20 protein-coding genes are annotated in these 21,140 nt (G+C 68.7%); 7 read left to right on the top strand and 13 right to left on the bottom strand.

The window, feature by feature from the left end; all coding sequences use genetic code 11:
* Positions 1–10: 10 nt before the first annotated feature.
* Genes FB547_RS28175 through FB547_RS28160 form a run of 4 tightly spaced genes read right to left on the bottom strand, consistent with a single transcriptional unit; the run spans position 11 to position 4,780 of the window.
* The gene (locus FB547_RS28175; protein ID WP_145746929.1) at positions 11–880 is read right to left on the bottom strand and encodes a sulfurtransferase; all 870 of its coding nucleotides are present in this window, start codon (positions 878–880) and stop codon (positions 11–13) included.
* Entirely contained in the window at positions 877–1,869 is a 993-nt protein-coding gene (locus FB547_RS28170; RefSeq protein WP_145746928.1) for a Bug family tripartite tricarboxylate transporter substrate binding protein, read from the bottom strand. The genes FB547_RS28175 and FB547_RS28170 overlap by 4 nt, the downstream gene beginning before the upstream one ends.
* Before the next feature lie 58 nt (positions 1,870–1,927).
* Positions 1,928–3,286, bottom strand: a complete 1,359-nt coding sequence (gene purB, locus FB547_RS28165) for an adenylosuccinate lyase (RefSeq protein ID WP_145746927.1) — start codon at positions 3,284–3,286, stop codon at positions 1,928–1,930.
* 15 nt (positions 3,287–3,301) lie between these two features.
* Positions 3,302–4,780: an FAD-binding oxidoreductase gene (locus tag FB547_RS28160; protein ID WP_186454270.1), complete on the bottom strand. Its 1,479-nt coding sequence runs from the start codon at positions 4,778–4,780 to the stop codon at positions 3,302–3,304.
* Positions 4,781–4,955: 175 nt separating this feature from the next.
* Between FB547_RS28160 and FB547_RS28155 the strand changes: the two genes are divergently transcribed.
* Positions 4,956–5,777, top strand: a complete 822-nt coding sequence (locus FB547_RS28155; protein ID WP_261380431.1) for an IclR family transcriptional regulator — start codon at positions 4,956–4,958, stop codon at positions 5,775–5,777.
* A 12-nt stretch (positions 5,778–5,789) separates the two neighbouring features.
* Here FB547_RS28155 and FB547_RS28150 read toward each other — a convergent pair whose 3' ends face one another.
* Complete coding sequence (locus FB547_RS28150) at positions 5,790–6,662, bottom strand: MBL fold metallo-hydrolase (protein ID WP_145746926.1); 873 nt, start codon at positions 6,660–6,662, stop codon at positions 5,790–5,792.
* A 71-nt stretch (positions 6,663–6,733) separates the two neighbouring features.
* Here FB547_RS28150 and FB547_RS28145 point away from each other — a divergent pair, with 71 nt between their 5' ends.
* Positions 6,734–8,128 (top strand): MmgE/PrpD family protein, encoded by a 1,395-nt coding sequence (locus FB547_RS28145; RefSeq protein ID WP_145746925.1) that lies wholly within the window; start codon positions 6,734–6,736, stop codon positions 8,126–8,128.
* Positions 8,129–8,184: 56 nt separating this feature from the next.
* On the opposite strand, the gene FB547_RS28140 is transcribed toward FB547_RS28145, so the two are convergent.
* Positions 8,185–9,117 (bottom strand): LysR substrate-binding domain-containing protein, encoded by a 933-nt coding sequence (locus FB547_RS28140; RefSeq protein WP_261380430.1) that lies wholly within the window; start codon positions 9,115–9,117, stop codon positions 8,185–8,187.
* Between the two features lie 98 nt (positions 9,118–9,215).
* Between FB547_RS28140 and FB547_RS28135 the strand changes: the two genes are divergently transcribed.
* The 4 genes from FB547_RS28135 (at position 9,216) to FB547_RS28120 (ending at position 14,473) form a co-directional block, all read left to right on the top strand.
* On the top strand, positions 9,216–10,193 hold the full coding sequence (locus tag FB547_RS28135; RefSeq protein ID WP_145746923.1) for a Bug family tripartite tricarboxylate transporter substrate binding protein: 978 nt from the start codon (positions 9,216–9,218) through the stop codon (positions 10,191–10,193).
* Positions 10,193–10,585: a 5-carboxymethyl-2-hydroxymuconate Delta-isomerase gene (locus FB547_RS28130; RefSeq protein ID WP_145746922.1), complete on the top strand. Its 393-nt coding sequence runs from the start codon at positions 10,193–10,195 to the stop codon at positions 10,583–10,585. The genes FB547_RS28135 and FB547_RS28130 overlap by 1 nt, the downstream gene beginning before the upstream one ends.
* 586 nt (positions 10,586–11,171) lie before the next feature.
* Positions 11,172–12,851, top strand: coding sequence for a hypothetical protein (locus FB547_RS28125; protein ID WP_261380429.1), 1,680 nt, complete (start codon positions 11,172–11,174; stop codon positions 12,849–12,851).
* Positions 12,848–14,473, top strand: a complete 1,626-nt coding sequence (locus FB547_RS28120) for a phospholipase D family protein (protein ID WP_145746921.1) — start codon at positions 12,848–12,850, stop codon at positions 14,471–14,473. The genes FB547_RS28125 and FB547_RS28120 overlap by 4 nt, the downstream gene beginning before the upstream one ends.
* 74 nt (positions 14,474–14,547) lie before the next feature.
* Here the strand turns inward: FB547_RS28120 and FB547_RS28115 are convergent, their stop codons facing one another.
* Both FB547_RS28115 and FB547_RS28110 read right to left on the bottom strand, forming a co-directional pair.
* Positions 14,548–15,213, bottom strand: coding sequence for a methyltransferase family protein (locus FB547_RS28115; protein WP_145746920.1), 666 nt, complete (start codon positions 15,211–15,213; stop codon positions 14,548–14,550).
* On the bottom strand, positions 15,194–15,448 hold the full coding sequence (locus tag FB547_RS28110) for a DUF2933 domain-containing protein (RefSeq protein WP_145746919.1): 255 nt from the start codon (positions 15,446–15,448) through the stop codon (positions 15,194–15,196). Before FB547_RS28110 ends, FB547_RS28115 begins: the two co-directional genes overlap by 20 nt.
* Positions 15,449–15,582: 134 nt before the next feature.
* Here FB547_RS28110 and FB547_RS28105 point away from each other — a divergent pair, with 134 nt between their 5' ends.
* Positions 15,583–15,885, top strand: a complete 303-nt coding sequence (locus FB547_RS28105) for a DUF5676 family membrane protein (RefSeq protein WP_145746918.1) — start codon at positions 15,583–15,585, stop codon at positions 15,883–15,885.
* Between the two features lie 745 nt (positions 15,886–16,630).
* Here the strand turns inward: FB547_RS28105 and FB547_RS28100 are convergent.
* From FB547_RS28100 to FB547_RS28080, 5 genes are all read right to left on the bottom strand, one after another.
* Positions 16,631–17,041, bottom strand: a complete 411-nt coding sequence (locus tag FB547_RS28100; protein ID WP_209503368.1) for a hypothetical protein — start codon at positions 17,039–17,041, stop codon at positions 16,631–16,633.
* A gap of 322 nt (positions 17,042–17,363) precedes the next feature.
* Positions 17,364–18,212, bottom strand: coding sequence for a fumarylacetoacetate hydrolase family protein (locus tag FB547_RS28095; RefSeq protein ID WP_145746917.1), 849 nt, complete (start codon positions 18,210–18,212; stop codon positions 17,364–17,366).
* A 49-nt stretch (positions 18,213–18,261) separates the two neighbouring features.
* Positions 18,262–19,014, bottom strand: coding sequence for an IclR family transcriptional regulator (locus tag FB547_RS28090; RefSeq protein ID WP_261380428.1), 753 nt, complete (start codon positions 19,012–19,014; stop codon positions 18,262–18,264).
* A gap of 18 nt (positions 19,015–19,032) precedes the next feature.
* Complete coding sequence (locus FB547_RS28085; RefSeq protein ID WP_261380427.1) at positions 19,033–20,532, bottom strand: bifunctional 3-(3-hydroxy-phenyl)propionate/3-hydroxycinnamic acid hydroxylase; 1,500 nt, start codon at positions 20,530–20,532, stop codon at positions 19,033–19,035.
* Positions 20,525–21,082 (bottom strand): VOC family protein, encoded by a 558-nt coding sequence (locus FB547_RS28080; protein WP_261380426.1) that lies wholly within the window; start codon positions 21,080–21,082, stop codon positions 20,525–20,527. Before FB547_RS28080 ends, FB547_RS28085 begins: the two co-directional genes overlap by 8 nt.
* Positions 21,083–21,140 lie beyond the last annotated feature (58 nt).

Here is a 21,140-nt window from a genome sequence, read left to right as displayed (position 1 = left end):
GAGCTTCTGGTCAGCCGGCCGGGCCGGTGGCGATCGGCGCGCCGGGCTGCGCGCTCCACTCGCTCCACGATCCGGGGTAGAGCGCTGCGCCCTTCAGGCCCGCCACTTCCATGGCCAGCAGGTTGTGGCAGGCGGTCACGCCGGAGCCGCACTGGTTCACCAGTTCCGCGGCGGGCCGGCCGCCGGTGATGGCATCGAATTCGGCGCGCAGCTGGCGGGCGGGCTTGAAGCGGCCGTCGGCGTCCAGGTTGTCCTTGAACAGGCGGTTCCTCGCGCCCGGAATGTGGCCGCCGACCGGGTCCATCGTCTCGTTCTCGCCGCGGAAGCGGTCGGGGGCGCGGGCGTCGAGCACGAGCTTGTGCCGGCTCTCGATGTTGGCGCGCACCTCTTCGTAGGACAGCGTCGTGACCAGCGGTTCGCGCAGCGCGAAATCGCCGCGCGGCCGTGCCGGCGACGCCTCGGTCGACACCGCGTGGCCCGCGGCTTTCCAGGCCGCGATGCCGCCGTCGAGCACGGCCACCGCGCGGTGCCCGGCCCAGCGCAGCATCCACCACAGGCGCGCCGCATACATGCCGCCGGCGTTGTCGTAGGCCACCACCTGGGTGTCGTTGCCCACGCCGATCGCGGCCAGGGTGCGGGCGAAAGCTTCGCGCGCGGGCAGCGGATGGCGGCCGTTGCGGCCGGTCTTCTCGGCCGAGAGCGCGTGTTCGAGGTGCAGGTAGAACGCGCCGGGGATGTGGCCCGCGTCATAGGCCTGCTGGCCGGCGCCGAGGTTCGTCAGCTCGAAGCTGCAGTCCAGCACCAGCGGCGGATGCGCGCTGCGCAGTGCCTCGGCCAGCTGCGCGGCGGAGACGAGGGTGTCGAAGGTCACGGTATTCACTGGGCGATCTCCTTCATCAGCGCAGGCGTGATGGCCGCCTTGTAGCGGGCGATGTCGTCGACGATGAAGCTGCGGAAGCGTTCCATCGGCAGGTCGCGCTCGGTGGCGGCGTCCTTGCGGATGGCGTCGCGCACCTCGGGCGTCGCCAGCGCGCGGCTGAGGTGCTCGGACAGCAGCTTCACCACTGCCTGCGGCGTGCCCGCGGGCGCCACCAGGCCGTACCACTGCGTCACCGGCACATCCACGCCCAGCTCCTTGAAGGTCGGCACCTCGGGGATCGCCGGGTTGCGCTTTTCGCCGGTGATCGCGAGCAGCCGCAGCTGGCCCTGGCGCACCTGGCCGACCAGCGGCGAGGCAGTGGCGAAGAAGCTGTCGACCTGGCCGCCCATCATGTCGGTGATGGCCGGACCCGATCCCTTGTAGGGCACGTGCAGCATCTCCACGCCGGCCTTCTGCTTGACCATTTCCATGCCGATGTGTGCGGCGCCGCCGGTGCCGGTGGAGGCGAAGCTCAGCTTCTGCGTCTTCGCGGCATCGAGCAGTTCGCGCGCCGTTCTGAAGCGCGAACCCTGGCTCACGAACAGGCCGTGCGGCGCTTCCAGGATCAGCCCGATCGCGGCGAAGTCGTCGGGCACCTTGTAGGGAAGGCTCTGCGGTTTCATGGCGGGCGAGACCGCGAGGTTGCCGCTCATGGCCAGCAGGATCGTGTAGCCATCGGGCTTGGCCTTGGCGACGATGTCGGCGGCGATGTTGCCGCCGGCCCCGGCGCGGTTGTCGACGATCACGCTCTGCCCGAGCGTCCTGCCCATGGCGTTGGCGATCAGCCGGCCGTACAGGTCGCCGCCGCCGCCGGGCGGAAAACCCACCACGAGCTTGACGGGCTGCTCGGGGTAGGCGGCCCGGGCGGCGGGTGCGGCCAGGGCCAGCAGGCTGGCGCCCGCCAGTGCCAGGGCGCACAGGCGGCGGATCGGGGCGATGGTGTGCTGCATGTCATGTCTCCTGTCTTTGTTCGTGCAGCGGGAGATGCACTCCCGCAGGGGGCGCAATTCAGCTGAGCCAGGCCGCCTGCGCAGCCACGACACGGTCCACCGAAGCACCGCACTGGCCCAGGTAGGCCGCGGGGTCCGTCATGTCGCGGATCTCGTCGTCGGCGAGCAGTTGGCCCAGGCCCGCGTGCTGGCGCATCGCATCGGCGAAGCTCAGCTTCTGCGTGATGCCGTGCATCGAGGCTTCGTAGATCCATTCGTGCGCGGTCTGCTTGCCGACGCGCTCCGACAGCTCCAGCATCACGCGCTCCGACAGCAGGTAGCCGCGCATGCGGTCGAGGTTGGCGGCCATCGCGTCGGCATTCACCTTCAGGCCCGCGAGCAGGTTCCTGGCCTGGAACAGCATGGCGCCGGCGATCAGGCAGCACTCGGGCAGCGCCTTCCATTCCATCTTCCAGGCGATGCCGTCGCGCTCGCCCTCCTGCACCATGCCCTCGACCATCATCGCGGCGTTGTAGCGCAGCGGGCGCGAGAGGCCGGCCAGGTTCTCGGCCGAGGTCGGGTTGCGCTTGTGCGGCATGGTGGACGAGCCCAGCTTGCCTTCGGAGAAGCCTTCCTCGACTTCGCCGAACTCGTTGCGCTGCATGTTGAAGAGCTCGTTGCCGATCTTCGACAGCGTGCTGCCCAGCATGGCGAGCAGGCCCGTGTATTCGGTGAAGCGGTCGCGCGCCGGTGCCCAGCTGATCGTGGGCACGCCCAGGCCGAGCTTCTTCAGCATCAGCGCTTCGAGATCGATGGCCTTCGGGCCCAGCGAGGCCTGGCTGCCCACGGCGCCGGCCAGCATGCCGACCAGCACGCGCGGTGCGGCCTGCACCAGCCGCTCGTGGTGGCGGCCGAGTTCGTCGAGCCACACGGCGCACTTGTGGCCGAAGGTGATCGGCAGCGCCTGCACGCCGTGCGTGCGGCCTGCCATGGGCGTGTCGCGGTGGGCCACGGCCAGGCGGGCGAGTTCCCGGCCCACGGCCTGCAGGTCGCGCATCGCCACCGCATGGAATTCCTTGAGCTGCAGGGCCACGCCGGTGTCGACCACGTCCTGCGTGGTGGCACCGTAGTGCACCCATTCGCCGTTTTCCTTCGAGCAGGCGGCCTGCAATTGCTTCAACGCGGGCACCAGCGAATGCTTGATGCGCCGGATCTCGGCCGACATCGCGGCGATGTCGATGTGCTCGACCCTGGCCTTGCTCGCGATCTCCTTCGCGGCGGCGGCCGGGATGAGGCCCAGCTCGGCCTGCGCGGACGCCAGCGCGGCTTCGAAGTCGAGCCACTTCTGGATGCGGTTCTCCTCGCCGAAGATGGCGCGCAGTTCATCGGTGCCCCAGAGGTGCTGGAGCGATTGCATGTCGAAGACGGAAACGGGCATGGAGGTCCTGGTGGTTCAGCGGAAGGTGAGGGGGGCCAGCAGCGCGCGCGGCAGCATGCGGCCTGGATTGAAGGTGTTGGCCGGATCCAGCGCGCGCTTGATCCGCGCCATGGCGGCCAGCGCGACCGGGTTCTTGTAGTGCATGAAGGCCGCCTGCTTCTGTCGCCCGATGCCGTGCTCCGCGGAGATGGAGCCGCCCAGCCGCGCGGCGGTGGCGTGCACGACGCCGTGCACCGCCTCCTCGCGCGAGCGGAATTCGGCATCGGCCATGCCGGCGGGCTTGCCCTGGTTGTAGTGCAGGTTGCCGTCGCCCACATGGCCGAAGCAGACGATGCGGATGCCGGGCATCAGCTGCTGCAGCGCTGCGCCGGCCTGCTCGATGAATTGGGGAATGCGCGAGATGGCAACGGCGATGTCGTGCTTGATCGACGGGCCTTCCAGCCGCTGGGCCTCGGGGATGTGCTCGCGCAGCGCCCAGAAGGCGTGGGCCTGGCTGTCGGAAGCGGCGAGTGCGGCATCGGGCACCAGGCCGTCTTCCATTGCCGTGCCCAGCACGTCTTCCACCACGGGCCGCAGGTCCAGGTGTGCGGAGACCTCGGACACGTCGAGCAGCACCGACCAGGGCGCCACGCTGTCCAGCGGCGCGCGCATGCCGGGCGTGCCGTGCCGCAGCACCAGGCCCAGCGGCTCCTCGCCGATCAGCTCGAAGGCGGTCACGCGCTCGCCCACCGCATCGGTCAGGCGCGACAGCAGTTCCACCGCGGCCTGCGGGTCGCGCACCGCGGCCCAGGCCGTGACCACCTGGCGCGGCCGCGCAAAGAGCTTGAAGGTGGCGGCCGTCACGATGCCCAGCGTGCCTTCGCCGCCGATGAAGAGCTGCTTCAGGTCGTAGCCGGTGTTGTCCTTGCGCAGCGCGCCCAGCAGGTCGAGCACGCGGCCGTCGGCCAGCACCACTTCCAGGCCCAGCACCAGCTCGCGCGTGTTGCCGTAGCGCAGCACCTGTTCACCGCCGGCATTGGTCGAGACCACGCCGCCCACCGTGGCGCTGCCCTCGGAGGCCAGCGAGAGCGGGAACAGGCGGCCCGCCGCCTCGGCTGCGGCCTGCGCCTCGAGCACCGTGCAGCCGGCCTCGAGCGTGAGCGTGTTGTCCAGCGGATCCGCGCGGCGCACGGCGCGCATGCGCTCGAGGCTCAGCACCACTTCGGTCCCCGAATCGTCGGGCGTGGAGCCGCCGACCAGGCCGGTGTTGCCGCCCTGCGGCACGATCGGCACGCCTGCGGCCGCACAGGCGGCGACCACGCGCGACACCTCATCGGTGCTGGCCGGGCGCACCACGGCGCGCGCGCTGCCGGGGTAGGTGCGGCGCCACTCGGCCTCGTAGCGGGCCCTGTCGGCGGCGGCCGTCAGCACGTGGGCAGAACCCACGATGCCGGACAGCATCTCGGCCAGCGCGTCGGTGGCCGGGGCGGCGGGAATGTCGATGGTCGCGGTCATGCAGAAGGCGGGTGGGCTTCTCGGCCAAGCTGGCACGAGGGCAGGAATGTCTCTTTGTCGATTTGCTGTATTTCATTGATTGAAATACAGTTCAATAAACAAAATTCTAGGCGGGCGCGCGACGCACTGTCAACCGGGTCGGTCCCGACGCGGCAATCGCACACAATCTGCTCCCATGAGATCTACCCCTGCTTCGAAGAAGACATCGGACGCGGCCCCGGCCCGCAAGACGGCGCGGCGCGCATCGGACGCCGCCTCGCCCGTCGAGGCGCCGGCTCCCGAGGTGGCGCCCAGCGCGCCGCAGCCGCCCTCCGGCGTGCTCGAGCGCGGCCTGTCGATCCTCGAATGCTTCACCGAAGACCGGCTGCGCCTGAAGCTGCGCGAGCTGGCCGACTGCACGGGCCTGGACAAGGCCACGCTGCTGCGGCTGCTCGGCGTGCTGGTGCGCGCCCGCATGGTCCACCGCTTCGACGACGGCGCCTACGCGCCCGGCCCGGCGCTGCTGCACATGGGCATGCTCTACCGGCGCACCTTCGACATCGGCACGCGGCTGCAGCCGGTGCTGCAGGAGGTGATGCGGCAGACCGGCGAGACGGTGGCCTTCTACGTGCGCGACGGCGACGAGCGCGTCTGCCTCTACCGCGAGAACAGCAGCAACGAGGTGCGCCACCATGTGGAGGTGGGTGCGCGGCTCAAGCTCTCGGCCGGCGGCTCGTCGTCGCATGTGCTGCGCTATTTCACGGGCGGCAGCACGCCCCAGGCGGCGGCCATTGCGCGCGACGGCTTCGCCATCACCCGCGAGGAGCGGGTGCCGCAGATCGCGTCGGTGGCCGTGCCGGTGTTCGACAGCGACGGCGCCTTCCAGGGCGCGCTGGTGGTGATCGGCCTGGCGCAGCGGCAGAGCGCGACGGCCCAGCGCAAGGCCGTGCAGGTGGCGCAGAAGGCGCTGCTGCAGCAGGGCTTCAGCAGCCGTCCGCCGCGCGACTGGCGCCGGTAGCGCGCGCGGGGCTCACAGCCGGTCGACCGGGATCTTCAGGTAGGCGGTGCCGTTGGCGTCGGGCGGCGGCATGCGGCCCGCGCGCATGTTGACCTGCACCGCCGGCAGCATCAGTGCCGGCAGCGCCAGGGTGGCGTCGCGCGCCCGGCGGCGGGCGACGAAGTCGGCCTCGGGCACGCCGTCGCGCACATGGATGTTGCCCGCGCGCTGTGCGGCGACCGTGGTGCGGCAGGCGGCCTCCCGCCCCGCGGGCGGGTAGTCGTGGCAGAGGTAGAGCAGGGTCTGCGGCGGCAGCGCGAGCAGCCGGCGGATCGAGCGGAACAGCGTGGGCGCATCGCCGCCCGGGAAGTCGCAGCGGGCGGTGCCCAGGTCGGGCATGAACAGCGTGTCGCCGACGAACACCGCGTCCGGGCCGCCGGCCGGGTCGGCGATGCGGTAGGCCACGTCGGCCGGCGTGTGGCCGGGCACGTGCAGCGCCTGCGCCTGCAGCCGGCCGATGGCGAAGGCCTCGCCGTCGGCGAACAGCCGGTTGAACTGCGAACCGTCCGCCGCCATGTCGGCTGCATTGAAGATGCCGCGGAATTCGCGCTGCACGGCGGTGATGCCCGCGCCGATCGCCAGCGTGCCGCCGAAGCGCTGCTGCAGCCAGGGCGCGCCGGACAGGTGGTCCGCATGCGCATGCGTCTCCAGCAGCCACTGCATCTGCAGGCCCCGCGCCTCGATGTGCGCGGCCACGGCCTCGGCCGGACGCGCATCGGTGCGGCCGGAATGCATGTCGAAGCCCAGCACCGGGTCGATCACCGCGCAGGCCCCGGCGCCGTCGTCGACCACATGGGAGAAGGTGGAAGTGGCCGCATCGAAGAAGGAACGGATGGACAGGCTCATGGGGCGGATTCCTCGCAACTCGGTGCATTTTATATAATGATCCAGATTTCATTCAATAAAATGACCTTGCCGTGATCGCAGTTCCCATTTCCGATGTCCTGCCGGAATCCGTGCTGGTGGCGCACCTGTTGCGCCAGGCGTCGCAGCCACTGACCGCCGCCACGCGCGCGCGGCTCGCGCAGGCGCTGCTGGACTGGTTCACGGCCGGCTGGTCGGCGCAGGACATGCCCGCCGCCGCCACGCTGCGCGGCCTGGCGCAGACGCTGATGCCCGGTGCGGGCGAGGCGGCGCTGTTCGGCGGCCAGGGCGCCACGCCGCTGGCGGCCGGCTTCGCCAATGCCGGCATCGCGCACCTTCGCGAGATCGACGATGCGCACCGCGCGGCCATGCTGCATCCGGGCGTGGTCGCGATCACGCCGGTGCTCGCGCTGGCGTCCTCGCTCGGGCTCACGCACGAGCGCGCCGCGCGCGCCATCGTGGCCGGCTACGAGGTCGCGCTGCGCCTGGGCGAGGCGCTGGGCGCGCGCCATGCGGGCCTGTTCCATGCCACCGCCACGGCGGGCGCGGTAGGCGCGGCGGCCGCCGCCGGCATGGCGATGGGGCTCGATGCGCCGCGGCTGCACCATGCGCTGGGCATCGCCGCGACGCAGGCGGCCGGGCTCTGGCAGCTGGTCGACGACGATGCGCACGAATCCAAGTCGCTGCATCCCGCGTTCGCGGTGCGCAACGGCATGACGGCGGCGTTTGCCGCGCGGGCCGGCCTGCCGGGCGCGCGCGCCTTCTTCACCGGCCGGCGCGGCATGTACGCCGCACTGGCGGGCGAGGGGCCGTTGGCAGCCGTCGCTGAAGGACTCGATGCGCCCGAGCGGCTGCACACCGCCACCATCAAGGCCTGGCCGGCGTGCGCGATGCTGTTCACGCCGCTTGACGCGACGCGCGCGTTGATCGAGGAACACCGCATCGGCGCCGCCGACGTGCAGGCGATGGAGATCGAGATCTTTCCGCATGCGCTCAAGATCGCAGGCGTGCAGTGGCCCGCCAGGCCGGCCGAGGCCAGCTTCTGCCTGCGCTACCTGCTGGCGGTGCTGCTGGAGAAAGGAGGCGTGCTCGGCATCGCCGACACGGAAGCCCCCGATCTTGACAGCCCGAGCCTGCGCGCCCTGGCCGCGCGCATGCAGGTGCGGCCGAACGAGGAGTTCCAGCGCGCGTTCCCGCAGCGCCGCCCGAGCCGCGTGACCCTCATGCTGCGCGATGGAAGGCAGATCAGCGCCTACCGCGATCTGCGCCGCGGCGACCCCGAAGACCCGTACAACTGGGCCGGCCTGCAGCAGCGCATGCGCAGCTTCGCGCCCGCCATGGACGAGGCGCAGGCCGCCGCACTGGTGAGGTGGTGCGAGGGCTTCACCTCACCAGCGCAGGACGCCTTGCCCTGTGCGCCGGCCGGCGCGCTGTTCGGCGCAGCCTAGCGCGGCCCCCGGCACCGGGGCGGCGCCATGGCTCCGCCGCGTTCAGGTGGCCAAGCTCAGCCCGGCAAGCCGGCCTTGATCCGGGCCGCCAGGCCATCGGCCGCTGCGTGCATTGCATCCCAGAGGCACACGGCAGCACGCGTGTGGTAGCGGTTGAGCGAACGTATCAGGCAGGCCGTTCGCGCGAGCGTGGGATCATCGATGGCGACGGCGCCGCGCACATCGAGGCTCAATGCCGTGGCCGCATTCACCACGGCCGTCATGCCCCGGTGGCGCACGGCATGCACCAGGTCTTCCTGGGCATCGGACTCGAAGCGGACCTGCGGCCTGAGGCCTTGCGCGGCAAACAGGCTGTCGATCCGGCGGCGCATGGCGTATTCGGGCGGCAGCAGCGCCAGCGGCTCGCCGGCGAGTTCGGCCAGCGCCATGGGACGCCGCCGCCTGCCCGATCGCACGGCGACATAGGGTTCGGCAAAGCAGGGCTGGACATCCATGTCCGGGCGGTCCGACGCATCGAAGGTGACGGCGAAATCCAGGTCGCCGCGCGCGACCCCTTCGGCCAGCGCCGATACCGTGCGGCGGGACATCGAGATGGACAGGTCCGGCCAGCGCGCCTGCGCCGCACGCACCACCGGCGCCACCCAGCAGCTGCCGTACGACTGGACCAGGCCGATGCGCACGGTGCCCGAAACGGCAGCGGAACGATCGCTCGCGGCGCGCAGCGCCGCCTGGAGATCTCCCATGGTGGCGGTGATGCGCCGATGCAGTTGCAGCGCTTGCTGCGTGGGAATGGCCCGCCGGCCCACGCGGTCGAAGAGGCGCAGGCCCAGGGCCGACTCGAAGGCGGCGATCTGCTCGGACAGCGCGGGCTGCGAGATCGAGCATTCGCTGGCCGCCTTGCCGAAGCTGTCGGCCCGGATGACTGCGTTGAAATAGCGAAGCTGGCGCAGCGAGACGAGTTCCAGCGGATCGCGGGCACGACGGGACATATTGATAGGTTTTTCCGAAGAATATCGAGGATAGAACCGATTTGATCAATTCCCTCCTATCCGTAACATTGGGATGTACCCAAGCAACCCCGAGAATCATGCAGACACGCCGACACTTCATCCAAGGCGCCGCGGCAATGGCCACGGCCGGCAGTTCGTGGACCGCAGCGATTGCGCAGGGCTTTCCGGCAAAGCCCATCCGCATCGTCTGTCCCTACCCGCCCGGTGCCACTACGGATGCGATCTCCCGCCTGATGGCCACGGCGCTCCAGACCACGAGCGGCGCCACGGTGCTCGTTGACAACCGCGGCGGCGCGGGCGGCAACATCGGGACCGAGGCCGTGGCCCGCGGCGATGCCGATGGCTACACCCTGCTGCTCGGCGCGCTGGGGCCGCTGAGCGCGAACGAGGCCCTATACCCCCGGCTGGGCTTCAACCCCGGGCGGGACTTCAAGCCGCTGGCGCTCGCTGCGGTGGTGCCGCTGATCATGGTGGCGCACCCGTCGTTTCCCGCAGCCACGCTGGCCGAAGCTGTCAAGCTGCTGCGTGCGAACCCCGGGAAATACGCTTACGCATCGGCCGGCAACGGCACGCCGCAGCATCTCGCCGGTGAACTGTTCAAGCAGGTCACCGCCACCGACTTCGTGCATGTGCCGTACAGGGGCTCGGGCCCGGCGCTCAACGACGCCATGGGCGGGCAGGTCCAGCTGCTGTTCGAGGCCTCGCCTGCCGTGCTGCAGCACATCAAGTCCGGGCGGTTGAAGGCACTGGCCGTCACCACCCGCGAACGGATCGCAGGCTTGCCCGGGGTACCGACATTGAAGGAGTCCGGCATTGATGCCGATATCGGCGGCTGGTACGGCTTCCTCGCCCCCGCGGCCACGCCCGCCGACAGGGTGGCCTGGCTGTCGGAGCAGATGCGGCGTGCCCTGGCCGATCCGCTCGTGCAGACGCGCCTGGCAGACCTGGGATCGCAGAAGGTCGACAGCTCGCCGCAGGCGTTCGCCCGGCTGATCGACGCCGAGCGGGCGCGCTGGGGCCAGTTGATCCGCGAACGCGGGATAAGGCTCGACTGATGCCGCACCTGCATATCGAAGTCAGCGCGGACCTGGCCGCCGCATTGCACTGGAAGCAGCTGGCTCGCGACATCCACCTCGACCTGGCCGCCCGCGAATGGGCCGACATCGGCGACCTGAAGACAAGGGTCCTGGTTTGCGCCGATACCCTGTCGGGCCAGGATGGCGGCGCGCAGCAACTGGTGGCGACCTTGATCCTCACCCGGGCGCGTGCGCCCGAGCTGCAGCGCGCCATGAGGGACCGAGTGATGGCGCACCTGGAACAGGCCGTGGGTGCGTTGCGGCCCGTGCATTGGGTCCAGTGCTGCGTCTTCATCCAGGCCACACCCAGGGACGACTATGCGAAGCGGCAGTGGAACGCGCCGGCCGCGCTGCTCCCGCGCGTGCGATGAGCGGCGTGGCTGCGGCGACCCGCCCTGGGCGGGCGTCAACGCACGGAATTCGCCATACGGCCGGAAGCCACTTGGGCGCAAAGGTTGCCGCCGATCGGCGGTTCGTGCGACCGCCTGGAGCGATCGCGCGCGGCCACATTTCAGGAAGCCGGTTCGAACCATGTTCGCCCTTGCAGGCGAGTGCATGTCTCAGCCCGCTCGCGCGGAACAGCATGCGCCAGGCTGGGCATCTGGCATTCCATCCTGGGCGACTGAAGCGGCATGGGCCTGCGGGCGCGTCGAGCGGGTCGGCGGGCCCCCCACTTTCTCCTGCCATTGCCCGACGGCACAAGCCGCGGGCTTCCGCTTGATCTTCCTCAAGCACCCTGTGGCGCCATCGGTGCATCCTCGTGCCTGGATCGTCGTCTCCTGATCAGGCGGATCCGACCATGACCGAACCGACCCTGGCCCCACGTCCCCATTCGCTACACCGGCCGCGCACTCGCGCCATGCTTTTCCCGGCTGCCGCCATCCGGCGGCGGGTCGTGCGCGTCGTGTCGAACGCAGTCCGGTGACTGTGCCTCTTCATCCCTTCCGAAAGCAGCGCGTGTCCAGGCCCGTTCCGCACCTCTTTGGCGACGCCCCTGCCGCGCTGCCGGCACCCGCCACCACGATCGAGCAGCTCAACCGCGAATGCTTCTGTCTCAGCCTCGACCGACAGGCGCTCGCGCATGCGCTCGATGCCGAGCTGGGGCCGCCGGGCCTGTCCCGGCTGGTCCGCGAGCGCTGCCCGTTCATGTTCGCGGCCCGGCCGGTCTTCGTGGCCGCGGCGCGAATACGGCGCATGGCGCAGGTGGTGCGGGCCGTCGAGTCGGTGGTGGCGCTGCCGGCTTACCGCGAACAGGCCCTGGCGGCCGCTCCCGCGATTGCCCGCCTGGGCAGCGCGGGCCCGCGCGGCGTGTTCTTCGGCTACGACTTCCACCTCGACCAGGACTACCTCGGCCTTATCGAGATCAACACCAACGCCGGCGGGGCCATGCTCAACGCGGTGCTGGCGCGCGCCCAGCAAGCCTGCTGCGAAGCGATGGATTCGATGGTGCCCACGCGGGCCAGTGCGGCCGACTTCGAGCAGCGCATCGTCGGCATGTTCCGCCAGGAATGGCGCCTTGCAGGCCGTCTGCGGCCGCTGGCCAGCATCGCCATCGTGGACACGGCGCCGCCGGAGCAATACCTCTACGCCGAGTTCCTGCTGTTCCAGCAACTCTTCGAGCGGCATGGGCTGCGCGCCGTCATTGCCGATCCATCTTCTCTCGAATGGCGGGACGGCACGCTGTGGCATGGCGACGTGGCCATCGACCTGGTCTACAACCGCTTGACCGACTTCTATCTCGAGAAGCCGGAAAGCGCCGCGCTGCGCGAGGCGTACCTGCATCAAGGCGTTGTACTGACACCCCACCCGCAAGCCCATGCGCTGTACGCGGACAAGCGACAGCTCGCCGTCTTCAGCGATGCCGCGCGGCTGCAGGCACTGGGCGTGCCTGAAGCCACCCGGCAGGTGCTGCTGGACGTGGTTCCGCACACCGAGGTCGTCAATGCTGCCGACGGCGAGCGCCTGTGGGCCGCACGCCGTGGCCTTTTCTTCAAGCCCGTCGCCGGCTTTGGCAGCCGCGCCGCCTACCGCGGCGACAAGCTCACGCGGCGGGTGTGGCAGGAGATCCTCTCTGGCGGCTACGTGGCGCAGGCCATCGTGCCGCCGGGCGAACGCCAGATCGACGAGGACGCCGACCATGCCATGAAGTTCGACCTGCGCGCCTACGCCTACGCCGGCGACGCGCAGTGGGTGGCGGCTCGCCTGTACCAGGGGCAGACCACCAACTTCCGCACCCCCGGCGGTGGTTTCGCGCCGGTGTACAGCACGGTCGATGCGTCGGGCCGCGCGCTGCGCCAATCGGGTGGCGAGCATGCCTCGTATGTGTTCCTGCTCGACGAGGCCGGCGGTGTGCACGCGGTCCCGCATGCGCTGTATGTGGCGCTCGCGCGCCGCGAAGCCGCGGCGCCCGCATGGGCCGGCCGGAACCTGCGCCTGGCCGACTGGTATGTGCGGCTGAAGGACGGTGAGCCCGATGCCATCGTCAACGAGACTTATGGCCTTGCCCATGTCGACGCGCAGGGTCGTCTCGGGTCGGTGGCCGCACCCGCCGATGCCGGCTGGCCGACGGTGAAGGAACGGGAACGCATGCATGCCATGCTTTTCGAGGCGGCGGATTGCCCGGGGAGCGCGCGATGAACGATCGGGTCGATCAGCCGCCGGCCCGCATCGCCTGCTTCGAATGGCGCCGCCGCGGCGAGAGGCTTGGCCGGTGCATGCTCCTCGTGGCTGCGGCGCTGCTGCTCGCTGCCTGCGCGGCGATCGCCTTCGACGCGCCGCGCGCGCCGTCCCATGCGTTCGACCAGCCCCTGCAGACGTCGCTCGGACGGACCTACTTCGCGCAACTCGCATCGGCACCGGGCCAATCGGGCTTTCATCTGCTGGTTTCCGGACCGGAGGCGTTTGCTGCTCGCGGCGCTCTTGCCGCGGCGGCGGAACGAACGCTGGACCTGCAGTACTACAGCGTCGCCGACGACTCGACGGCAACGCTGCTGCTGGACGGTGTGCTGCGCGCCGCGCAGCGGGGCGTTCGCGTGCGGCTGCTGGTCGATGACCTCAATGTGGGCGACCGCGAAGCTCACCTGTCGGTGCTTGCCGGGCATCCGAATGTGGAGGTGCGATTGTTCAATCCGTTTTCGCAGCGCGGCAGTTTCGGCCTGGTGCAGGTGCTCGAACTGCTCGGCGATGGCGAGCGCCTGAATCGGCGCATGCACAACAAGCTGTGGATCGCCGATGGCGCCGTGGCCGTGATGGGTGGCCGCAACCTGGGCAACGCCTACTTCAATGCGTCCCAAGAGCGCGACTTTGCCGATCTCGACGTGCTGGCCGCCGGTCCCGTGGTGGCCGAAGTATCGCGCAGCTTCGACCAGTACTGGAACAGCCGGGAGGCGGTGCCGATTGCCGCCGTCGCCGGACCCGCGCCGCCGCTGGCCGATCTTCGGCAAGCGTGGGCCGAGACTGCCGCGCAGGCCGGACATTTTCGGGAAGGCGCCTATGTGCGCTCGCTGCGCAGGACAGCGTTCGGCGGCCTGGTGCGCTCGGGACAGGTGCCGCTGGTTGTGGCGCCCGCCGAGGCGCTGTTCGACGTGCCCGCGAACTCGCTCGCCGGTTCGCCCGAGACGACCAGCGCGATCTTCCCGGTGCTGCGCAAGGACGTCGAGCAGGCCCGGCACGACGTGATTCTGGTGTCGCCCTACCTGGTTCCGGGTGCGACCGGTGTGGAGGTGCTGTGTGGTCTGGCTCGTCGTGGGGTGCGGGTGCGGATCCTTACCAATTCCCTGGCCTCGACCGATGTGCCGGTGGTGCACGCCGGATACGCGCGTTACCGCCCGCAGCTGCTCGCCTGCGGCGTGGTGCTCTATGAGTTGCGGCCCGGGGGACCCGGCGCCAGGACCCCGCGCCTGGGACTGTCGTCCGGCGCCAGTCTTCACGCCAAGACCGTCGTCGTGGATGGCCACGCGGTGTTCATCGGATCGATGAACCTCGATCCGCGCTCCAGCAAGCTCAACACCGAGGTGGCGCTGCGGATCGAAAGCCAGGAACTCGGGGGGCAGCTGACCGCGCTCTTCGGCGAGGCCACCACGCTCGACCAGGTCTTCGAGGTCGAGCTCGACGAGCCGGGCAACGCCGCTTCATCGCTGCGCTGGCAGTCCCTGGATGGCGATCGGCCGGTGCGCTATTCGAGCGACCCCCTCGCCAGCGCGTGGCGCGTCTGGATGGCCCGCTTTCTGGGGGGGCTGGCGCCGGAGGCGCTGCTGTAGAGAGCCCCTGCTTTGCACGCTGGCTGCGCTCCCTGCGGGCCTGCCAGGGGCGCGATCCTGCTGGCGGATCGGCCTCAGTGGCCGCTGGCGGGGCGTGCGTGCGAAGCCTTGAAAAAATTCGGCACGAACCGAGGCGTGGTCTTCGCGTACTCGCGCCAGGCATCGCCGAAAGCCATCTCGGAGTCGCGCTCTTCCGAGATGGCCAACCGAACGTACGTCACCACCAGCACCGGGAACATTCCGAGCGTGAGCAGCGTGGGCCACTGAAGCAGGAAGCCGAACATGATGGCCACGAAGCCGATGTACTGCGGATGGCGAACGAGCCGGTAGGGACCTGCCTTGGCCAGTTCGTGACGTCGCTGGGCGTGATACAGCACGTGCCAGGCCTTGGACAGCAGCGTGAACCCGGCAAAGATGAAGGCGAAGCTCAGGACGTGCAGCGCGCCGAAATGCGGATTGCCGTGCCGGCCCGTGATGAGCCACCACAAATGGCCAGCGTCATGCTCGAGCAGGTTGACGCCCGGAAACTTCGTGCCGAGCCAGCCGGAGAGCAGGTAGATGGTCAGCGGGAAGCCGTACATCTCCGCGAACAGGGCCACGATGAAGGCACCGTACGCGCTGAAGCTGCGCCAGTCGCGCAGGTTGGCCGGTTTGAAGAAGCTGTATGCGAACCCCAGGAAGATGACGGAGTTCAGGAACACGAGGCCCCAGAGGCCGTAGTCATTCGGAGCGCTGTTCATGGTTGTCCCCCGGGGGCTGTCCATGCGGCTGTCCATGGCCGCCGTGGCCATGGCCGTGGTGCATGAAGATGTGCATCAACGGACAGGCCAGGATGATCAGGTAGGGCAGGACACCGAACAGGTGTGCCGTGTGCTCCGTGACGAGGTAGAAGCCACCAGCGGCAGTGGCTACGAGCAACGCCAGGCCCGCAGGAGACCGCCGGAACGACGGCGGCTCGTAACGATCGTGGTCCATGGGCGTGCTCCTTTGGTCATCGGGCTCCCCTGCTGTTGCACGAGCGTCGCACGCATTTCGATGCGTGGCTTGATGTGCGTCAATGCAGCACGGCCCCATCGCGCCAGGATCTGAAGCGCGACCAGGAGAACCTCATGAGCACGACATCGCCTTCAGTCCGGAGCCCGGGATCTGCTCCCACGGCTCTGCGTACGGGGATGGCCTTGGCCGTGACCGTTGCGGTCTTCTACACGCTGTGCGCAATGGTCTGGCTCGCCGTGCCTGGCCCATTCCTGAACTTCATGAATGGCCTGTTCCACGGCATGGACTTCAGTGCACTCCTGCGGCCTGCACCGTTCTCCTGGGCCGGCTTCCTCGAAGCGATGGTCGTGTTGAGCGTTTGGGCATTCCTCGCAGGGTCGTTCTTCGGATGGCTGCGCTGGCGTCTTGACAGCTGAACCCTTCTTCGGGTGTGGTCCTCCCCGCTTCAGGTCCTGCAGACGCCGGTCCGGATTCAAGGCCCGTCCGTACCCGCGATGCCAGATGCGCCCAGGGTGTTCCAGCTGGATCACCTCTGCACCAAGGCCACGGACGACCATCGCGCAGTTCATACAGGCCGCGGACTCCGACATCCATTGGTACACCGAACAGCGGATCAAGATCTTCCTGGGCTGTCCGAGCCCCGTCGAACACCGAGAGCGCGTGGACTTACGACATAGAACCAATCCAGGTTTTCATCCGTCCCCCCTAGTGGGTCCGAATTACTTCGGCATTGACATTCAGGCTCAGCGTGTAGCTCAGAATCGCGGAAGGCGAACCCGCCAATCCATCCTAAGGGCACACATGAGCTGGGACCACTCAAGAATTGAAGCGCGTTGCAAGGCGTGCGGCAACACGGGATTTCGAATCGAAAGCTCTGATGATTGGGGAAGATCCGAAACGAGCTGGGAGGGCTTCAATATCGCTCCCGCAAACGACTATGAGGTCGCTCGCATGCGAGTTGGCCAGAACGATCTGCCTCTGTGCAAGTGCGGCAGTCGCGACATCGAGGTCGGACGGGCGCCTGTTTGAATGGCAGGTCTGCACCTGAGCGAGCCGCAGCTGCGGCTGTAGCGCCGCGCCGGTCAACCCCGCACCGACGACATGTTCCCCTAGATAAGCAAGCTACGAAATGCGAAGGGGCGCCTCCCCCCTGTGGGGCGTTTACAGCGACGCTGGCGCAGGCCCGGCCGTACCAATCAAGGAAGGGAACGGAGCCACGTCGAGCATGGAGTTGAGGGTGGACAGGGTGAAAACTCGTCCCTCCGTATCGCGCACGACTGGCCCCAGAGCATCATTGATCCGAGCCCAACCAATGCCGCCCAGTACCGCCAACAGTGGCACGCCTCCCAATCGAACTGACTCCGCGTGCAATCGAGCAAATCGAAGTGCTTTGTCTCGTGCAGTGCCGCCGTTGTTGGTTCCTTTGCATTCGAGCATGGCTCGTAGCGCGCCAGCATCGTCAAAAATCACGAAGTCCGGCGCTGGAGTGACGCGAACTTCAAACCTCTCGGCAATTTCGGCCTGGTTGTGGCTGCCTGTGCGAATAAAGGGCACGCGCTGCTCGGTAAACATCGGCTCAACGGCGTCCTCGATCAGGTCACCACGCTGGGTCGATGTGGCGTCAAGAATTTGCCGAAAGGCTCCGCCGTAATGTCGTTGTTGGGCCAGGTTACCTCGAAAGCGACTCAGTTCACGAAGGACTTTGAGCTGCAGGAAGTAGCGGCGCCGTCAGAGGAAAGCATTCGCAAATTTCTGACCAGCATGTGGAACAGCTACGGCAAGTACACCGGGCTCACGTTGTCCCAAATGACACATGCCGCGGATAGTCCTTGGGAATTCACGTTGAAGAAGGCGGGCAACATCCGCAGCGTAGACATCCCGTTTACGGCCAGCCTCATTCCGCACGCACTCCATTGCGCAGCACCCCGATCGCGTCGACTTCCACTTCGACGATGTCTCCCGCCTTCATCCACACGGGCGGCGTACGCTTGGCGCCCACGCCGCCGGGCGTGCCGGTGACGATCACGTCCCCCGCGGCCAGCGGCATGAAGGCCGAGATGTGCGCAATCTGCCGCGGAATGCTGTGGATCAGCTTGTCGGTGGTGGTGCGCTGCATCTCCTGGCCGTTCAGGCGCGTGACGAGCGTCATGACCTGGTTGTCCCTGATGTCGTCGCGCGTGACCATCCATGGGCCGAAACCACCGGTGCGCCAGAAATTCTTGCCGGCCGTCCACTGCGGCGTGGCGGTTTGCCAGTCGCGGATGCTGCCGTCGTTGTAGCAGGCATAGCCGGCAATGTGATCCCACGCGTCGGCCTCGGCGATGCGCCGTCGGCCCCGGCCGATGACGATGGCGATCTCGCCTTCATAGTCGAGCCTCGTCGATTCGGGCGGCAGCAAGATGTCGTCGCCATGGGCCACCTGAGACTCGGGCACGCGCAAGAAGAGGGTGGGCTGCTCGGTGATCTCGCGGCCTGTTTCCCGTACGTGCTCGCCGTAGTTGAGGCCCACGCACACGATCTTGCCCGGGTTGGGAATCACGGGTAGCAATCGAACCTCGCTCATTGGCAGCGTCGCGGTGGCTTTCGCCGCCGCCGCGGCAGCTTCGGCCAGCAGGTCGGCGGCGATGAGCGTCTTCAGGTCCGTTGCGCGATTGGCGAAGACTTCGCGCAGGTCGACGATGCGCTCGCCTGTCACCGCGCCGTAGCTGTCGATGCCGTTGTGTTGGTAGCTGATGAGTTTCATGGTCTGTCCGTGAGGCCCGCGAGGGCGCGTGGTGGTTGTGGAAACAGATCTACGCCAGGCGACCTCCAATGCGCGAAGCGCCCTCGGTGATCAGGTGAACCATCTTGTCGAGATCGACGATGGACAGGCGCGAGGTGTCGAAGACCAGCGAGATGGCGCCCCATGCACCCCCGTCGGCTTTCAGGATGGGCGCGGCGACGGCTGCCAGTTGCGGCTCGAGCTCGCCAATAGACACATAGTGGCCCGCCTTGCGGATCGCCGCGTAATGGCGGCGGAATGCGCTCCACTCGGCGGGCAGCCCGCAGCGCACGAGTTCGTCGTGGCGGGCATCGAAGACCTTGCGCAATTGCGCCGGCGCGAACGTGGCCAGCAGCACCTTGGGCGCACCGCCCAGGAACAGAGGACGCGGCCTGCCGCGCCCGTAGGCAAGCGCGGGCGGCGCACCGCCCATCTCGCGGTGCGTGTCCAGCACCTGCATGCCGAACAGGCCCGAGGTCACGCAGTCGAAGCCGGTCGCCGTCACCAGCTCGCGCATCACCGGGATACCTTCGCGCAGCACCGGGTCCGCCTTGCGGATGTAGTGGTCGAGCAGGATGATGCGCGGCCCCAGCGCGTAGTGCGAATCTTCCACGCGCTGAAGCAGGCCGGCCTCCAACAGCAGTCGCACATAGCGGTAGCCCGTGGGGAGCGACACCTCGAGCGCGGCCGAGATGTCGTCCGCGGTGCGCGTCAGGTGCGTGTCGTCGAACAGGTCGAGCACGCCCAGCATGCGACCCAGGCTCGACATTGATTTTTCCGGCACGCGATTTCCTCCAGAATGTCATGGCGCGACGGGGAGGTGTTGCGAGATGCGATCCAGATCGTGCCCCGTGCGCGCAACGCCGACGATATATCGGTCGGGCCGCAGTATCACCGCTTGCGCTTCCTGCGCGTCGAGCCAGTCGCGCAGCGGCGGGTCGGGCTGGTCGATGACCATCGCGTCGGCGCGGCGCCAGCGCTCTACGGTGGCGGGAGCAGCGGCCGCGAGCGCGGCGGGCCGGCCAATCACCGCGCTGCGGCGACCCAGCAGGTCGTCGAGCAGCCGACCATCGCAAAGGCGCGGCTGCGGAAACGGCCGGCCCGCGGGCGAACCGGGCTGCGCGTCGAAGGCGCCCTCGCCCAGCACCTGCGGCGGCAGCTCAAAGATCTCGGGACGGCCCGCCCGGAACTTCGCGTCGCGCTCGGCGGCGAGCGCCGGGTCGGTGGTCTGGATGATGTTGCCCAGCCGCACGGCTAGTTCGATGAGTGCGCGCACATGCGGCGCGCGCTCCGACTCGTACGTGTCGAGCAGCGCATCGGGGGCATGCCGCGCCAGCACCGCTTCCAGTTTCCATGCAAGGTTGGCCGCGTCGCGGATGCCCGCGCACATGCCCTGGCCGAGGAAGGGCGGCGTCTGGTGGCAGGCATCGCCCGCCAGTAGCAACCGGCCCCGGCGCCAGCCCTGCGCAATGACGGAGTGGAAGGTGTAGATGGCTGCGCGTTCCAGCCGCGCCTGCTCGGGCCGAACCCACGGCGCCACCAGGCGCCAGAGCGATGCCGGTTGCACCAGCGCCTTGCGGTCATCGCCGGGCAGTACCATGATTTCCCAGCGCCGCCGGTCGCCGACCACGTTGCAATAAGTCATGGGCCGTGCCGGGTCGCAGTGCTGTACCGTGTGAGCGGGCAGGTCGACCGGCTGCCGCAGCACCACGTCGAACACCAGCCATGGCTGGCGCAGGCCGAGGTCGAGCATCGCGCTGCCCATGTGTTGGCGCACTGACGAGCGCGCGCCGTCGCAGCCGACGATGTAGCGCGCACGCACGGCGGATGTCTGGCCACTGCCGGCTTCGCGCACGGCCAGCGTGGTGCCATCCGCGTCCTGCGCGATACCGGTCACTTCGCTGCGCAGCCGCAAGTCCACGTTGGCGAAGCGCGCCAGGCCTTCGCGCAACACCGCCTCGAGTTCGGGTTGGTGAAAGTAGTAGTTGTTCGCGCAGCCGTGCGGCCCGAGCGCGGCACTGCCGCCACGTATCAGCATGGTCTGGCCCGTGCCGTTGACGAAGTGCATGCCCTGTTCCCCGGGGCGTGCGATGGCCAGCACCTGTTCGCGCAGACCCGCGCCCTGCAGGATGCGCAGCACCTCGCCGTCGAAGTGGATCGCGCGCGGCAGCGGGAACACGCCCGCTTCACGCTCGATCACCACCACCGACAGCCCCGCCGCGCCCAGCAGATTGGCCAGCGTGGCGCCGGTGGGGCCGAGGCCGACGATCACGACGTCGTGCATGCGCTGCGGCTCAACCACGCTGGTCTTCCTCCATGCGTCGCGCCACTTCGGCCTGCCATTGCGCGCGGCTCATGAATCTGGGAAAGCGCTTGGCGATGGCCTCCGCCTGCGCAAGGATGACCTCGTCGGGCTGTGAGAGGTCGATGGGCTCGCGCAGCGGCTGTTCGCAGTACCAGGGCGTGTCCATGAAGAGTTCGAGCCGGTTGCCCTCGGGATCGCGGCAATACACCGATACCGCGTTGCCGTGCGTCACCGGATGCATGTCGCTCGCACCCTCGGCCAGCAGCCGATCGTGGAACTGGCGCAGCGTGGCGATGTCGGGCACGCGAAAAGAGACCTGGTTGACCACGTTGAAGCCCAACTCGGCCGGCCGGCCGGTGGCGAGCACCAACTGGTGGTGCTCACGCGGGTCGCGGCTCAGGAACACCAGCTGCACCGTGCCCAGATCGCCCGCGTCGGTCTGGGTGAAGCGCAGGGCCTGCCGGTAGAAGCGCGCCATGCGCGGCAGGTCGTTCACGTACAGGCCGATGTGGCTGAACTGCAGGTTCGAGGGGCTGCTGTCGGTCAATTCAATGTCTCCTGGCGATAAAGCGTGCCGGCATTCGGATTTTCGTTAGGAAAATGAT

The sequence above is a fragment of the Variovorax beijingensis genome (genome assembly GCF_007828835.1).
Lineage (GTDB): Bacteria > Pseudomonadota > Gammaproteobacteria > Burkholderiales > Burkholderiaceae_C > Variovorax > Variovorax beijingensis_A.
This window is presented reverse-complemented; position numbering and strand designations above follow the sequence as displayed.

Excerpts from the sequence above, each read along its gene's own strand:
- FB547_RS28170 (WP_145746928.1), bottom strand. The coding sequence starts at position 1,869 with ATGCAGCACACCATCGCCCCGATCCGCCGCCTGTGCGCCCTGGCACTG.
- purB (WP_145746927.1), bottom strand. The coding sequence starts at position 3,286 with ATGCCCGTTTCCGTCTTCGACATGCAATCGCTCCAGCACCTCTGGGGC.
- FB547_RS28160 (WP_186454270.1), bottom strand. The coding sequence starts at position 4,780 with ATGACCGCGACCATCGACATTCCCGCCGCCCCGGCCACCGACGCGCTG.
- FB547_RS28155 (WP_261380431.1), top strand. The coding sequence starts at position 4,956 with ATGAGATCTACCCCTGCTTCGAAGAAGACATCGGACGCGGCCCCGGCC.
- FB547_RS28150 (WP_145746926.1), bottom strand. The coding sequence starts at position 6,662 with ATGAGCCTGTCCATCCGTTCCTTCTTCGATGCGGCCACTTCCACCTTC.
- FB547_RS28140 (WP_261380430.1), bottom strand. The coding sequence starts at position 9,117 with ATGTCCCGTCGTGCCCGCGATCCGCTGGAACTCGTCTCGCTGCGCCAG.
- FB547_RS28135 (WP_145746923.1), top strand. The coding sequence starts at position 9,216 with ATGCAGACACGCCGACACTTCATCCAAGGCGCCGCGGCAATGGCCACG.
- FB547_RS28130 (WP_145746922.1), top strand. The coding sequence starts at position 10,193 with ATGCCGCACCTGCATATCGAAGTCAGCGCGGACCTGGCCGCCGCATTG.
- FB547_RS28120 (WP_145746921.1), top strand. The coding sequence starts at position 12,848 with ATGAACGATCGGGTCGATCAGCCGCCGGCCCGCATCGCCTGCTTCGAA.
- FB547_RS28115 (WP_145746920.1), bottom strand. The coding sequence starts at position 15,213 with ATGAACAGCGCTCCGAATGACTACGGCCTCTGGGGCCTCGTGTTCCTG.
- FB547_RS28110 (WP_145746919.1), bottom strand. The coding sequence starts at position 15,448 with ATGGACCACGATCGTTACGAGCCGCCGTCGTTCCGGCGGTCTCCTGCG.
- FB547_RS28105 (WP_145746918.1), top strand. The coding sequence starts at position 15,583 with ATGAGCACGACATCGCCTTCAGTCCGGAGCCCGGGATCTGCTCCCACG.
- FB547_RS28100 (WP_209503368.1), bottom strand. The coding sequence starts at position 17,041 with ATGTTTACCGAGCAGCGCGTGCCCTTTATTCGCACAGGCAGCCACAAC.
- FB547_RS28095 (WP_145746917.1), bottom strand. The coding sequence starts at position 18,212 with ATGAAACTCATCAGCTACCAACACAACGGCATCGACAGCTACGGCGCG.